Raw genomic sequence first — 13,512 nt, 5'->3', positions numbered from 1 at the left:
AATGAACAGCGCACAGCAGGGCCCCGCCGCCCGCCAGGCCGCCATGGCCGAACAGGTCCTCGCCGAGGGGTCGGCGACGGCCGCCGAGCTGGCCGAGCGGTTCGGGGTGAGCCTGATGACCATCCACCGGGATCTCGACGAGCTCGAACGGCAGGGCATCGTCAGGAAGTTCAGGGGCGGGGTGACGGCACAGCCCTCCGGGGTCTTCGAGTCGAACGTGCAGTACCGGCTGAAGACCATGCGCGCCGAGAAGGCCGCCGTCGCCGACCGCGCCCTGAAGCTGATCGAGCCCGGCATGGCGATCATGCTGGACGACTCCACCTCCACCCTGGAGATAGCCCGCAGGCTGCGGCTCGGCGAGGTGACCCCCCTGACGGTCGTCACCAACTTCCTGGAGGCGATCAATCTCCTCTCCGACCAGCGCGGCATCCACCTCATGGCCCTCGGCGGCGACTACGACCCGCTGCACTCCTCCTTCCTCGGTGTGTCCTGTGTGGAGGCGATAGAGCAGCTGCGGGTGGATGTGTGCTTCGCGTCCACGTCGGCCGTGCGCGGGGGTTACGCCTACCACCAGGAGCAGCACATCGTGTCGGTGAAGCGGGCCATGCTCGACGCGGCCGCCCGCAACATCCTGCTGATCGACCACACCAAGCTCGCCCGGGTCGCCCTGCACCGGGTGGTCCCGCTCTCCCGCTTCGACCTGCTCCTGGTGGACGACGGGGCCTCGGCGGAGGCGCTGCGGGACCTGGACGAGCACAAGGTCCGTTATGAGGTTTGCTCGACGAAGGGCAGCGATGACCGAGCTGGAGCTACGTGATCTGCGCAAGACCTATCGTGCGCGGGGCCGCCCGGCGGTGGACGCGGTGCGCGGTATCGACCTGGCCCTGCGCTCAGGGGAGTTGCTGGGGCTGCTGGGGCCCTCGGGCTGCGGGAAGTCCACCACCCTGCGGCTGATCGCGGGGCTGGAGACGGTGACCGGCGGGGACATCCTCGTGGACGGCTCATCGGTGATCGCACGACCGGCCCAGCAGCGCAACATCGGGGTCGCCTTCGAGAACTACGCCCTGTACCCGCCGCTGACGGTGGCGGAGAACCTGGCGTTCGGGCTGAGGGCGCGCAGCCGGGCCGACCGGGGCGACGTCGACCGCAAGGTCAAGGAGATCGCCGAACGGGTCGACCTCACCGCCATCCTCGACGCCCGCCCGGCCGGCCTCTCCAGCGGCCAGAAGCAGCGCGTCTCCCTCGCCCGCGCCCTGATCCGGGAACCGGACGTCCTCCTCCTCGACGAGCCCCTCTCCCACCTGGACGCGGCCCAGCGCGACACGACCCGCCGCGAACTCAAACGCATCCAGCGCGACCTGGGCCACACGACCATCCTCGTCACCCACGACCAGGAGGAGGCCCTCTCCCTCGCCGACCGGATCGCCGTGATGAAGGACGGCGTGATCCAGCAGCTCGGCACCCCGTACGAGATCTACGACAGCCCCGCCAACGTCTTCGTCGCGGACTTCGTGGGCGAGCCCGCGATCAACCTCCTCCCCGGCACCGCGGACGCGGACGGCCACGCCCGGCTCTCCCCCACCGTGCGGATCGCGCTGCCGGTGCCGGTGACGGCGGGCCGGGAGGTGGTGGTCGGCATCCGCCCGGAGGACCTGACGCTGACCGGCGAGGACGGCGGCCTCGCCGCCCGCGTGGTGGCCCACGAACCGCTCCTGGAGTCGGGCATCGCCACCCTCGCCCTCGACGGCGTCGAGCGCCCCCTCGTCGTCCTCACGGACCCCGAGGTCCGCCTCGCCCACGACGACCGCGTCCACGTCACCGCCGACCCTGACCTCACCCATGTCTTCGACGCCGAAACGGGAGACTCCCTCAGATGACCAACGGGAACCGCGTGCGTGTGGTGGCCGCCGGAGACCACTTCATCCTGCCGTCGCTCATCAGGGAGGCGCTGGACCACGAACTCGCGTGCGAGGTACGCGAACTGCGGCTCGGCTGGCCGCTGGAGCCCTTCGGTCCGGTGGCCGAGGTGACGGAGGCGAGCGACGCCGAGGACGAGCTGATCGACGCGCTGACGGGAGCGCGGGTGCTGGTCACCCAGATGGGCCCGGTGACGGAACGCGTCCTCGACGCCTGCCCCGGGCTGCGGCTGGTGGTCGTGTGCCGGGGCGGCCCGGTCAACGTCAACCTGGACGCGGCCAAGCGGCACGACGTCCGCGTGTGCTACGCGCCCGGCCGCAACGCCGCCGCCACCGCCGAGTTCACGGTCGCTCTGATGCTGGCGGCCCTGCGGCGCATTCCGCAGGCCCATGAACTCCTCGCCCGGCACGGGAGCTGGGAGGGGGCGACGTACTACACGTACGAGCACAGCGGACTGGAGCTGGAGGACCTGCCGGTCGGGTTGGTCGGCTACGGGGCCGTGGGCAGCCGGGTCGCGCGGGTGCTGTGCGCGTTCGGGGCGCGGGTCATGGTCTTCGACCCGTATGTGCACGGCGAGATCCACGGACTGCGGGTCGCCTCGCTCGACGAACTGCTGCGGAAGTCCCGGGTGATCAGCCTGCACGCCCGGCTCACCACGGAGACCCGAGGCCTGATCGGCGCCCGCGAACTCGCGCTGCTGCCGGAGGGCGCGGTGGTGGTGAACGTGGCCCGGGGGCCGCTGCTGGACGAGGACGCGCTGTGCGACGCGCTGGAGAGCGGGCGGCTGTCGGCGGCGGCCCTCGACACCTACGCACACGAGCCGCTCCCGCCCGACTCGCGCCTGCACGCCCTCGCCGAACGCGTCGTCCTGACCCCGCACTTGGGCGGGGCGTCGCGGGCGGTGGCGGAGAAGGCGGCACGGATCGCCGCCGAAGAGGTGGGCCGCTGGGTGCGTGGGGAGCCGCTCGCACACTGTCTGACCTGACGTCCGGGAGGAGTGGGGCATGTACGTCGGTATAGATGTCGGCACGTCCACGGTGAAGGCCGCCGCCTTCGACGCCACCGGCGGTGAACTGGCCGTCGCGTCCCGGCCGGTGCGCCTCAGCCTGCACGGCGGGCTCGTCGAGCAGGACATGGAGGAGGTGTACGGGGCGGTCGTCGCCGTGCTCGAAGAGGTCACCGGGCGGGTCCCGGAGCCCGTGGAACTGGCCGGGCTCACCGGGCAGGGCGACGGGGTGTGGCTGGTCGACGCCGAGGGGCGGCCGGTGCGGGCGGCGGCCTCCTGGATGGACGGGCGGGCACACGAACTGGTCGACCGCTGGCTGGCGGACGGCACGTTCGAAACGGTGTTCCGGCGGACGGGCAGCGCGATGTTCCCGGGGTGTCCGGGCCCGCTGCTGGCCTGGCTGGACAGTCACGAACCGAAGGCACTCGACGCCGCGACCACCGCCCTGTACTGCAAGGACATGGTGTTCCAGCGGCTCACGGGCGCCGGCCCGACGACGGATGTGTCGGATGCGTCGATGCCCTTCCTGGACCCGCGGACCCGGACGTACGACAACGGGGTCGTCGAGTTGCTCGGACTGACCCACCGGCGCGGACTCCTCGCCCCGGTCAGCGACCCGGTCTCGACGGCCCGGACGCGCGGCGAGGGACTCCCGCCCGGGACGCGGATCGCGAACGGGCCGTACGACCTGCCGGCGTGCGCGCTGGGCGCGGGGGTGACGTCCCCCGGGGACGGTCTCCTCATCGTCGGCACCTGTCTGGCCAGCCTGGTCGCCACGACCGACCTCGACCTGACCGGCGAACCGGCCGGCCTGTACATCAGCACCGACCGGCCCGGGCACTGGCTGCGCGCGATGCCCGCGATGGTCGGTACGGCCGCGCTGGACTGGGTGCTGTCGACGACCGGCGTACGGCACGAGGAGGTCGACGGGCTGCTGGCCGAGACCCCGCCGGGAGCGCATGGCGTCCGCGTACTGCCGTACTTCGCGCCCTCCGGCGAACGCGCACCCTTCGTCGAACCACGGCTGCGCGCCGAACTGACCGGCTTCTCCCTGGAGTCGACCCGCGCCGACCTGGTCCGGGCGACCTGCGAGGGCATCGGCTATGCCGCCCGGCACTGTCTGCAGGCCGCCGGGCTCACCGGGACGCTGGCCGTGTGCGGCGGCGGTACCCGCAGCCCGGCCTGGATGCGGCTGCTCGCCGATGTGCTCGGGCGGCCGCTCAGGGTCGTCGAGGGCGAGGTGGGCGCGCGGGGCGCGGTGCTGGCGGCGGCCGAGCGGTACGGGGTGGCGCTGGACGCCCAGGTGTGGACACGGCCGACCGCGGTCGTCGAGCCGGAAGCCGGGCGGGCCGCGTACTACGCGACGGGGTACGAGGAACACCTGGCCCGGCTGAGGGAGGCACGCGAGCGGGCACGCGCCTGACGAGCCCGTACGTCATACGCCGTATGCCCTGATACGCCCTGCGACGAAAGGGAGTTGTATGCACCCGAGACGTAGATCCCTGCTGCTCGCGGCCGCCGGCACCACGGCGGCCGCAGCCGTGCCCACGACGGCGACCGCTTCGGAAGCCGCCGGCTCCCGGCCGCCGGGCCCGATCGTCATCGGTCATCGCGGCGCGGCCGGCTGGCGCCCCGAGCACACGGCGTCCTCGTACACGTACGCCGTGCAGACCGGCGCCGACTGGATCGAGCCGGACCTGGTGCCGACGAAGGACCACGTGCTGGTCGTGCGGCACGAGAACGAGATCTCGCAGACGACGGACGTGGCCGCGCACCCGGAGTTCGCGGCCCGGCGTACGACGAAGACGGTGGACGGGCGGGCGGTGACCGGTTGGTTCACGGAGGACTTCACGCTGGCGGAACTGAAGACGCTGCGGGCGGTGGAACGCCTCCCCCTGGTCCGCAACCGCAACACGGTCTTCGACGGCCGGGAGCAGATCCTCACCTTCCAGGAGGTGGTGGACCTGGCGCGCAGGCTGTCCAGGACCTGCGGCCGTACGATCGCCGTCTTCCCGGAGACCAAGCATCCGACGTACTTCCGCTCGATCGGTCTGCCGCTGGAGCCGAGGCTGGCGTCCGCGGTCCGCCGTAACCGGCTCGGTCCGCGCGAGTGCGTCCTGCAGTCCTTCGAGCCGACCAGCCTGCAGCGCATGACCGGTCTGGGCGTGCCGCTGTGGCAGGCGCTGGGGACGACGGGCGGGCCGTACGACCTGGTCTCCGCCGGTGATCCGACGACGTACCGGGACATGATGACCCCGGCGGGGCTGGCGCGGATCGCCGGGTACGCGGACTGGATCGGGCCGGACAAGTCGTCGCTCGTCGGCACGTCGGTCCTCGCGCACGCCCACGCGGCGGGCCTGCGGGTGGGGCCGTACACCTTCCGGGCGGAGAACCAGTTCCTGCCGGCGGAGTTGCGCCGGGGTACCGGAGCGACCGATTTCGGGGACGCGTTCGCGGAATACGCGCTGTACTTCGGGATGGGGGTCGACGCCGTGGTGACCGACTTCCCGGATCTGGCGGTGATGGCGAGGAGGGATTGATGGGGACGCGCGTACTGGACTGCCCGAAGTGCGGCACCATGCAGGTCTTCCGGGAACTCAACAAGGAGGAGCGGGCGGCGGTCCGTGCGGAGATGAAGAATCCCCGCTACTACGTGGACAACCTCTGGCGCTGCACCGCCAAGGGCTGTCGGACGTACTTCCCCCAGTTCCACAAGGCCGGCTACGGCCTCCTCCCCGAAGAGTTCGGTGACGAGGCCGCCGCCGGGAAGTGACCCCTACAGGTTGCTGAAGTCCGGGCCCTTGGTCCGCGTCCGCTTGATCTCGTAGAAGCCCGGCACGGAGGCCACGGCGAGGGTGCCGTCCCACAGCCTCGCGGCGTCCTCGCCCTTGGGGGCCGGGGTGACGACCGGGCCGAAGAAGGCGATCTGCTCGCCGTCGTCGCCGGGGACGGCGATGACCGGGGTGCCGACCTCCTGGCCGACCTTGTCGATGCCCTCCTTGTGGGAGGCGCGCAGCTGCGGCTCGTACTCGGTGCCGTCCCAGTGCTCCATGAGGGACTCGGGCAGGCCGACGTCCTTCAGGGCGGCGGCGACCGTCTCCTTCTCGGGGCCCTCGCCCTTGTTGTGGATGCGGGTGCCGAGCGCGGTGTAGAGGTCGCCGAGCACCTCGGCGCCGTGCTCCTCCTGCGCGGCGATGACGACCCGGACCGGGCCCCACGCCTTGGTCTCGAGCAGCTCGCGGTACTGCTCGGGCAGGTCGTCGAGCTTGTCCTCGTTGAGGACGGCGAGGCTCATCAGATGCCAACGGACCTCTATGTCGCGGACCTTCTCCACCTCCAGCACCCAGCGGGAGGTCATCCAGGCCCACGGGCACAGCGGGTCGAACCAGAAGTCGACGGGGGTCTTCGTGGAGGTGGTCGCGCTCTCGGACATGGCTCTCCTCTGGATACGGTCGTTTGAAAGCGCAACAAGCACCGTCCGCACGTCATTCCCTGCTGCCCGGCGTCAGGAGCACATGGCAGGATCAGTGCTGTCCGCATACTGAACACCACCCCCGAGGGAGTGCCACCCGTGCCCGGTGAGAATCTGTCCCGCGACGAGGCCCGGGAGCGGGCCGCCCTGCTGTCCGTCGACGGGTACGACGTGTCCCTCGACGTGCGGTCCGCCGTCGGTGAGGCCGGGGAGGGCGAGCCGCGCACCTTCCGCTCGGTCACCACGATCCGCTTCCGCTGCAACGAGCCCGGCGCCACCAGCTTCGCGGACCTGATCGCGCCGAGCGTGACCGCCGTCTCCCTCAACGGCAAGGACCTGGACCCGAGCGAGGTCTTCGACGGCTCGCGGATCACCCTGGAGGACCTGGCCGCCGACAACGAGCTCGTCGTCGACGCCCAGTGCGCCTACTCCCGCACCGGCGAGGGCCTGCACCGCTTCGTCGACCCGGAGGACGGCGAGGTCTACCTCTACACGCAGTACGAGCCGGCCGACTCCCGCCGCGTCTTCGCGAACTTCGAGCAGCCGGACCTCAAGGCCCCGTTCCGCTTCGAGGTGCGGGCGCCTGAGGGGTGGACGGTGTGGAGCAACGGAGCCGGTGAACTCGTCGACGGGACCTGGAGGTTCGCCGAGACGAAGGTGATCTCGACGTACATCACGTGTGTGGTGGCGGGCCCGTACCACTACGTCACGGACTCCTACGAGCGCACCTTCGCCGACGGCACGACGCTGCGGATCCCCCTGGGCGCGATGTGCCGCAAGGGCCTCGCCCCGTACTTCGACGCCGACGACGTCTTCCTGGTCACCAAGCAGGGCCTGGACTTCTTCCACGACCACTTCGACTACCCGTACCCCTTCGGGAAGTACGACCAGGCGTTCGTGCCCGAGTACAACCTCGGCGCGATGGAGAACCCGGGGATGGTGACCTTCCGGGAGGAGTACATCTTCCGCGGCAAGGTGACGCGGGCGTCGTACGAGGGCCGGGCGAACGTCGTCCTGCACGAGATGGCGCACATGTGGTTCGGCGACCTGGTCACCATGGTGTGGTGGGACGACCTGTGGCTGAAGGAGTCCTTCGCGGACTTCATGGGGACGTTCGCGAACGTCGGCGCGACCCGCTTCAAGGACGCCTGGATCACCTTCGCCAACCGCCGCAAGGCGTGGGCGTACCGCGCCGACCAGCTGCCCTCCACGCATCCCATCACGGCGGACATCCGTGACCTGCAGGACGCGAAGCTGAACTTCGACGGCATCACCTACGCCAAGGGCGCGTCCGTCCTGAAGCAGCTCGTGGCGTACGTCGGCCAGGACGCGTTCCTGGAGGGCGCGCGGCGCTACTTCAAGCGGCACGCGTACGGCAACACGCGCCTCGGTGACCTGCTGTCGGTGCTGGAGGAGACCAGCGGGCGGGACATGGGCGCGTGGGCGCGGTCCTGGCTGCAGACGGCCGGGGTGAACTCGCTGACCCCGCAGGTGCTGCTGGACGGCGAGGGGCGGGTGAGTGAGCTGGCGGTGCTGCAGGAGGCCGCCGAGTCGTACCCGGAGCTGCGCCCGCACCGGATCGCGGTGGGCCTGTACCGGCGGGGCTCGGACGGGGCGCTGGAGCGGTACGCCCAGGCCGAGGTGGACGTCGACGGGCCCCGGACGGTCGTGGCGGAGCTGGCGGGCGCGCACGCGCCGGAGCTGGTGCTGGTCAACGACGACGACCTGACGTACTGCAAGACCCGCTTCGACGAGACGTCGCTGGCGGCGCTGCGTTCCGCGCTGGGCGACATGACCGACCCGCTGGCCCGTGCCCTGTGCTGGTCGGCGCTGTGGAACATGACGCGGGACGCGCTGCTGCCGGCGCGGGAGTTCGTGGACCTGGTGCTGCGGTTCGCGGGACGCGAGTCCGACATCGGCGTGCTGCAGATGCTGCACGCGTGGGCGAACTCGTCGCTGGTCCACTATGTGGCGCCCGAGTGGCGCCCGACCGGCGAACGGCTGCTCGCCGAGGGCGCGCTGCGGGAGCTGCGGGCCGCCGAGCCGGGCAGCGAGCAGCAGCTGGCGTGGGCGCGGTTCTTCGCGTCGGTGGCGTCGGAGCCGGCGGACCTCGGGTTGCTGCGGGGGCTGCTGGAGGGCACGGAGAAGGTCGAGGGGCTGGACGTGGACCAGGAGCTGCGCTGGGCGTTCCTGGAGCCGCTGGCCGCGCACGGGGTGATCGACGGATCGGCGCTGATGGCCGAACTGGCCCGGGACGACACGGCGTCCGGCAAGCGCCACCAGGTCCGCTGCCTCGCCGCGCGGCCGTCGGAGGCGGTGAAGGCGCAGGCATGGGCGCAGGTCGTCGAGTCGGACGTGCTGTCCAACGCGCTGGTCGAGGCGACCATCGCGGGCTTCGGCCAGCCGTCGCAGCGGGAGCTGCTCGCGCCGTACGCCGACAAGTACTTCGCGGCGATCGAGCGGCTGTGGAACGAGCGGTCGATCCAGATCGGCATGGACGTGGTCCGGGGCCTGTTCCCGGCGCTGCAGCAGTCGCGGGCCACGCTGGAGGCGACGGACGCGTGGCTGGCGGCCCACGAGGACGCGGCGCCGGCGCTGCGGCGGCTGGTGCTGGAGGCGCGGGACGATCTGGCGCGGGGGCTGCGGGGGCAGGAGTGTGACGCGGCGGCGTCAACCAACTAACACCTTTGGCCAAAGGTCTCGGCCCTCCGTGACCGTTACGGAATTCAGGCAATAGCAGCCGTAACCCCTGGTCCAACCCGAACGGACCAGGGGTTTTCCATGCCTACTCGGCATCCGAACATCCGTCCTTTAGTGCTAGGTTGTCCGCTTTTGTCGACGGACGTGTAACAGCGGTTAGCGAGCCGATCGGACGCGGGAACCTCCGGGTCATGAACCACAACACCCCGGTCCCCCCGCTCTCCCCCCGCCCCCTGCGCCATCTCTCCGAGGTGCACCGCCGTGTCATGACGGCCGCCCAGCTGAAGTCGCACGGCATCTCGACCGCCGAGATGAACGACCAGTGCCGCCCCGGCGGGCCCTGGCAGCAGTTCCTCCCCGGCGTCTTCCTGCTCCACCCCGGCCCGCCCACCAGCGAGGAGCGCCTGCACGCGGTGCTGATGTACGCGGCGCGGGAGCGGACGGCCGGGGTGCCGTCCCAGCCGAACGCGGGCGAGGGACACACCGCCCCGGTCTACGGCGAGGCGATGATCACGGGCCTCGCGGCGCTGACCCTGTACGGCTTCTCGGCCACGCCGCCGCTGACCGCGCTGGACACGATCGACGTCCTGGTCCCGCGCCTGCGCCGGCTGCGCTCCACGGGCTGCGTCCGCGTCCTGCGCACCCCCGCGCTGCCCACCCCCCAGCAGGTGACGGGCCTCCCGGTGGCCCCGGTGCCGCGCGCCCTGGCCGACGCGGTCGCCGAACTGACGGACGCGGGCGCCGTACGGCGCCTGCTGACGGAGGCCGTCCGCGCCGGGCACTGCGAACCGGCTCCGGTGGTACGGGAGTTGAACCAGGCGAAGCTGCTGAGCCGCCCGCACGTCGTGGACGCGGTGGACTCCCTGCTCGCCGAGGGCCGCGCGATCGCCGAGGACCGCCTGTACGAGATGGTCCACGACTTCGCCCTCCCCGACCCGGTCTGGAACGTCGACCTGCGGCTGCCCGGCGGCCCCCACCTCGGCGGCCTGGACGCCTACTGGCCGGAGCAGGCGGTGGCGGTGGAACTGGACACCCGGGCACCGCGCCAGGGCGACCGGCAGGACGACGACGCGCTCTGGTCCGAATACGCCCGCAAGCGCGAGCACTTGGAGCGCCTGGGCATCACGGTCGTCTACATCACCCCGAAGAAGCTGCGGGACTCGATGGAGCAGCAGGCGGCGGTGGTCCGTACGGCGCTGATGGCGGCGGCGGACCGCGATCCGGCCGCGTATGTCGTGGTGCTGCCCCGGTAGTGACGGACCGGGATGCGCGGCACCAGGAGGGGAGAGGAGGGGCCGCCGGGCCTGGCACCGGCGGCCCCTCTTCATGCGTCTGCGCCCACCGCGTCATCCTGTCGACCAGTCGACGGCGACGGCCCGGCGAGCCGCCTCGGTGCGTGCGAAGCGGGCCCGCAGCCGACGCCACGCGATCCGCCCCCGCCGGGGCCGGTGCGGTACGACCGGTGCGTTCGGCAGCGCCGACACGGCACCGGAACTGGTCTGCCAGTCGTCGAACACACCGCGGAAGATCTGGTGTTGGTCCTGGAGCGGCACCGAGCGCCTCACTGTGGCCACGACGGCCTCCTTCACATCCCACGTGCACACCCGCACGCTCTCGCTCTCGTCGGTGATCCGAAGGTAGCGAGCAATGGCTCGCTGCTACCGTCCAATGGCATGCGGGAATCACAGACCAATCTGGCGGGCGATCTTCTGCTGCACCTGGCCCGGCCCGGCGACGGGCCGCTGCACGAGCGGGTGAAGCGGGCGCTGCGCGCGGCGATCCGGGACGGCCGGATCGAGGTCGGCACCGCCCTGCCGCCGAGCCGTCAGCTCGCCACCGACCTGGGCTGTTCGCGCTGGGCGGTGACGGAGGCCTACAGCCAGCTCGTCGCCGAGGGATACCTGGAGGCGCGGACCGGCTCGGCCACGCGGGTGCGCTGGACCAACGCCCCCGACGCCGCCTCCGGGCGCCACGCACCGCGCCCGGCGCACGAGGCCCGCTTCGACCTCGGGCCGGGTCTGCCGGACCTGCGCGCGTTTCCGCGCCGCCGGTGGGCGGAGGCCGTACGGGCCCAGGTGACGACCACGGCGTTCACGGAGTTCGGGTATCCGCCGGCCGGCGGTCACCCGCGGCTGCGCCGGCTGCTCGTCGAGTACCTGGCCCGTTCCCGCGGCGTCTCCGCGGCCCCGGAGGACGTGACGGTGTGCACCAGCGTGACCGACGGGGTACGGCGCGTCTGCCACGGCCTGCGTGCGGAGGGCATCACCGCGGTGGGCTGCGAGGAGCCGGGCTGGACCCGGCTGCGGGACGTGATCCGGGCCGCGGGCCTGGAGCCGGTGCCCGTGCGCACGGACGGCGCGGGCCTGCGCGTCGACGACCTCGCCGGACACCCCGGTCTGCGGGCCGTGCTGACCTCCCCGGCGCACCAGTTCCCGCTGGGCACCGTGCTCGCCCCCGAGCGGCGCGCCGCCCTGCTGGGGTGGGCGCGCCAGGTGGACGGCGTCGTCCTGGAGGACGACTACGACGCGGAGTTCCGCTACGACCGCCGCCCGGTCGCGGCGCTGCAGGGCATGGACCCGTCCCGTGTCGTCCTGTTCAAGTCGCTGAGCAAGATACTGTCGCCGGCGCTCGGCATCGGCTGGATCGTGGCGCCGCCGCGCTGGACCCGGCACCTGCACCGGTCCGACCAGACGGCGACGCAGCCCCCGACCCTCGACCAGCTGGCCTTCGCCACGCTCCTGGAGTCGGGCGCGTACGACCGCCACCTGCGCGCCTGCCGGAAGCGGTACCGCGACCGCCGCGACGCGCTGGTGCGAGCCCTCGCCGAGCAGCTGCCGGGCGCCCCGGTCTCCGGCATCGCGGCCGGCCTCCACCTCATCCTCCGGCTGCCCGCCGACACGGACTCCGCCGCCGTGGTCGGCGCGGCGACCGCCCGCTCGCTGCGCATCGCCGACCTCACGGCCTATCACGCCACCGAGGACCGCGCCGATCACGGCCTGGTCCTCGGGTACGGGAATCTGGCGGATGGGGCGGTGGGGGAGGCCGTGCGGCTTCTGCGCGAGGCGATCGAAGACGTGGGGTAGCGAGCGCCGTATCGAGACATCCTCGCCCCTGAGGGCTCTCAGCTCGCCGGCAGCAGCGAACCGGCCGGGCCGACGGCGAGTCGGGCGCCCCCGGTGCCCCTCAGAGCGGCTTCGGCAGCGTCCGGCGGGCCGCCCCCGCGTGCAGCCGGTCGATGAGGGCCGCGTAGGAGGCGATCATGCGGGTGCGGCTGAAGAGTTCGCGGCTCGCCGCGAGGGCCGGGGCGTACGCGGCGCGCTCGGCGACCGCGGTCGTCCAGGCGCCGGCGATCTCCTCGGGGTTCGGTGCCGTGACGATGCCGCGGCCGGCGACGATGGCCGCGCTGTCGCCGACGTCGGTGGTCACGGGCACGGCCCCGCACATCATGCCCTCGATCAGGCACAGGGGCGCCGCCTCGCCCCAGGTCGAGGTGAGGGCGACCACGTCGGCGGCGGCGTAGACGGTCTCCATGTCGTGCCGGACGCCCAGGAGGTGCAGACGGCGCCGGTCGGGCCCGACGGCGGCCTCGATGTCGGCGTCGAGCGCGGGGTTGGCGGCCGTCATGCCGGCGCCGCACATCAGGACGTGCCCGCCCGGGGTGCGGCGCAGCCAGGCGGCCGCGGCCCGGAGGAAGAGGGGGACGTTCTTCATCGCGTCGTAGCGGGCGGCGTAGACCACGACCGGCGCCGGGTGGTCGACGCCGAGTTCCGTCCGCAGGGCGAGCCGGCGTGCCGGGTCGGGGCGGAAGCGGAGCAGGTCGACTCCGTTCGGGATGACGTGGAGCAGGTCGGACGGGATGCCCGCCGCCTCGTACGCGGCCCGCGTCGACTCGGCGCAGCAGACGCAGGCCGCCACCGTGCCGTCGGCGATGGCGGCCTTGAGCTCGTCCAGGGCCCGGCCCTGGTTCTGCGGGTCGGAGCGGTGCAGGGAGACGAGGATCGGGCGGCGGGGCAGGCCCGCCTGGTTGAGCAGGGCGAGCGGCTGCTCCTTGAGGGAGAGGATCACGTCGGCCCCGGCCATGGCCCGGGCGGTTTCGGCCAGCTCCGGCCCAGTGAAAGTGGCCGGATCATGACCCGCTCCCTGGACCCGGCCCAGCGAGGTGACGCCCGCCCCGGCCGCGGTCAGCGACCGGTAGCAGGCGTCGTCCTCCATGCGCTGCCGGGTCGCCTCCCGGTGCACCTCGCCGTGAATGCTCAGCACCCGGTGGTGCTGGCCGCCCTCCATGAGCCCCAGCACCACATCGCTGTGCACGATCCTGGCCCCGCCGGAGAAGAAACCGTCGTAGACCGACAGCACACGCAGTCCGTTTTCCGCGCGCACACGATCACCCGCCTTGCACACAAATCAAGCCATCCCC

12 protein-coding genes are annotated in these 13,512 nt (G+C 72.3%); 9 read left to right on the top strand and 3 right to left on the bottom strand.

Annotated features, from left to right (window positions below):
* Nucleotide 1 precedes the first annotated feature (1 nt).
* The 6 genes from ACIBAG_RS08090 to ACIBAG_RS08065 are packed head-to-tail and all read left to right on the top strand — an operon-like array spanning nt 2 to nt 5,696.
* Nucleotides 2–817: a DeoR/GlpR family DNA-binding transcription regulator gene (locus ACIBAG_RS08090; protein ID WP_399102286.1), complete on the top strand. Its 816-nt coding sequence runs from the start codon at nt 2–4 to the stop codon at nt 815–817.
* On the top strand, nt 795–1,877 hold the full coding sequence (locus ACIBAG_RS08085) for an ABC transporter ATP-binding protein (protein WP_399102284.1): 1,083 nt from the start codon (nt 795–797) through the stop codon (nt 1,875–1,877). Before ACIBAG_RS08090 ends, ACIBAG_RS08085 begins: the two co-directional genes overlap by 23 nt.
* On the top strand, nt 1,874–2,902 hold the full coding sequence (locus tag ACIBAG_RS08080) for a 2-hydroxyacid dehydrogenase (protein WP_399102282.1): 1,029 nt from the start codon (nt 1,874–1,876) through the stop codon (nt 2,900–2,902). The genes ACIBAG_RS08085 and ACIBAG_RS08080 overlap by 4 nt, the downstream gene beginning before the upstream one ends.
* A gap of 19 nt (nt 2,903–2,921) precedes the next feature.
* Nucleotides 2,922–4,346 carry an FGGY family carbohydrate kinase gene (locus ACIBAG_RS08075; RefSeq protein WP_399102280.1) on the top strand — a complete coding sequence of 475 codons (1,425 nt, stop codon included), beginning with the start codon at nt 2,922–2,924 and terminating at the stop codon, nt 4,344–4,346.
* Nucleotides 4,347–4,404: 58 nt separating this feature from the next.
* Nucleotides 4,405–5,463: a glycerophosphodiester phosphodiesterase family protein gene (locus ACIBAG_RS08070; protein WP_399102278.1), complete on the top strand. Its 1,059-nt coding sequence runs from the start codon at nt 4,405–4,407 to the stop codon at nt 5,461–5,463.
* The gene (locus ACIBAG_RS08065) at nt 5,463–5,696 is read left to right on the top strand and encodes a hypothetical protein (protein WP_399102276.1); all 234 of its coding nucleotides are present in this window, start codon (nt 5,463–5,465) and stop codon (nt 5,694–5,696) included. The genes ACIBAG_RS08070 and ACIBAG_RS08065 overlap by 1 nt, the downstream gene beginning before the upstream one ends.
* A gap of 3 nt (nt 5,697–5,699) precedes the next feature.
* Here the strand turns inward: ACIBAG_RS08065 and ACIBAG_RS08060 are convergent, their stop codons facing one another.
* Nucleotides 5,700–6,356 carry a DsbA family protein gene (locus ACIBAG_RS08060; protein ID WP_399102274.1) on the bottom strand — a complete coding sequence of 219 codons (657 nt, stop codon included), beginning with the start codon at nt 6,354–6,356 and terminating at the stop codon, nt 5,700–5,702.
* A gap of 138 nt (nt 6,357–6,494) precedes the next feature.
* Between ACIBAG_RS08060 and pepN the strand changes: the two genes are divergently transcribed.
* Together pepN and ACIBAG_RS08050 are read left to right on the top strand one after the other, a co-directional pair.
* Nucleotides 6,495–9,077, top strand: coding sequence for an aminopeptidase N (gene pepN / locus ACIBAG_RS08055; protein WP_399102272.1), 2,583 nt, complete (start codon nt 6,495–6,497; stop codon nt 9,075–9,077).
* Between the two features lie 209 nt (nt 9,078–9,286).
* A complete protein-coding gene (locus tag ACIBAG_RS08050; RefSeq protein ID WP_399102270.1) occupies nt 9,287–10,348 on the top strand; it encodes a hypothetical protein in 1,062 nt (353 codons plus the stop codon).
* Between the two features lie 93 nt (nt 10,349–10,441).
* On the opposite strand, the gene ACIBAG_RS08045 is transcribed toward ACIBAG_RS08050, so the two are convergent.
* A complete protein-coding gene (locus ACIBAG_RS08045) occupies nt 10,442–10,669 on the bottom strand; it encodes a hypothetical protein (protein ID WP_399102268.1) in 228 nt (75 codons plus the stop codon).
* 99 nt (nt 10,670–10,768) lie between these two features.
* Between ACIBAG_RS08045 and ACIBAG_RS08040 the strand changes: the two genes are divergently transcribed.
* Entirely contained in the window at nt 10,769–12,178 is a 1,410-nt protein-coding gene (locus ACIBAG_RS08040; RefSeq protein WP_399102266.1) for a PLP-dependent aminotransferase family protein, read from the top strand.
* A gap of 100 nt (nt 12,179–12,278) precedes the next feature.
* Here the strand turns inward: ACIBAG_RS08040 and ACIBAG_RS08035 are convergent, their stop codons facing one another.
* Complete coding sequence (locus ACIBAG_RS08035; RefSeq protein WP_399103271.1) at nt 12,279–13,451, bottom strand: glycosyltransferase; 1,173 nt, start codon at nt 13,449–13,451, stop codon at nt 12,279–12,281.
* Nucleotides 13,452–13,512: the final 61 nt, after the last annotated feature.

The sequence above is a fragment of the Streptomyces sp. NPDC051243 genome, from assembly GCF_044455405.1.
GTDB lineage: Bacteria > Actinomycetota > Actinomycetes > Streptomycetales > Streptomycetaceae > Streptomyces.
The sequence above is the reverse complement of the archived record's forward strand: the minus strand, read 5'-3'. Positions and strand labels throughout refer to the sequence as shown.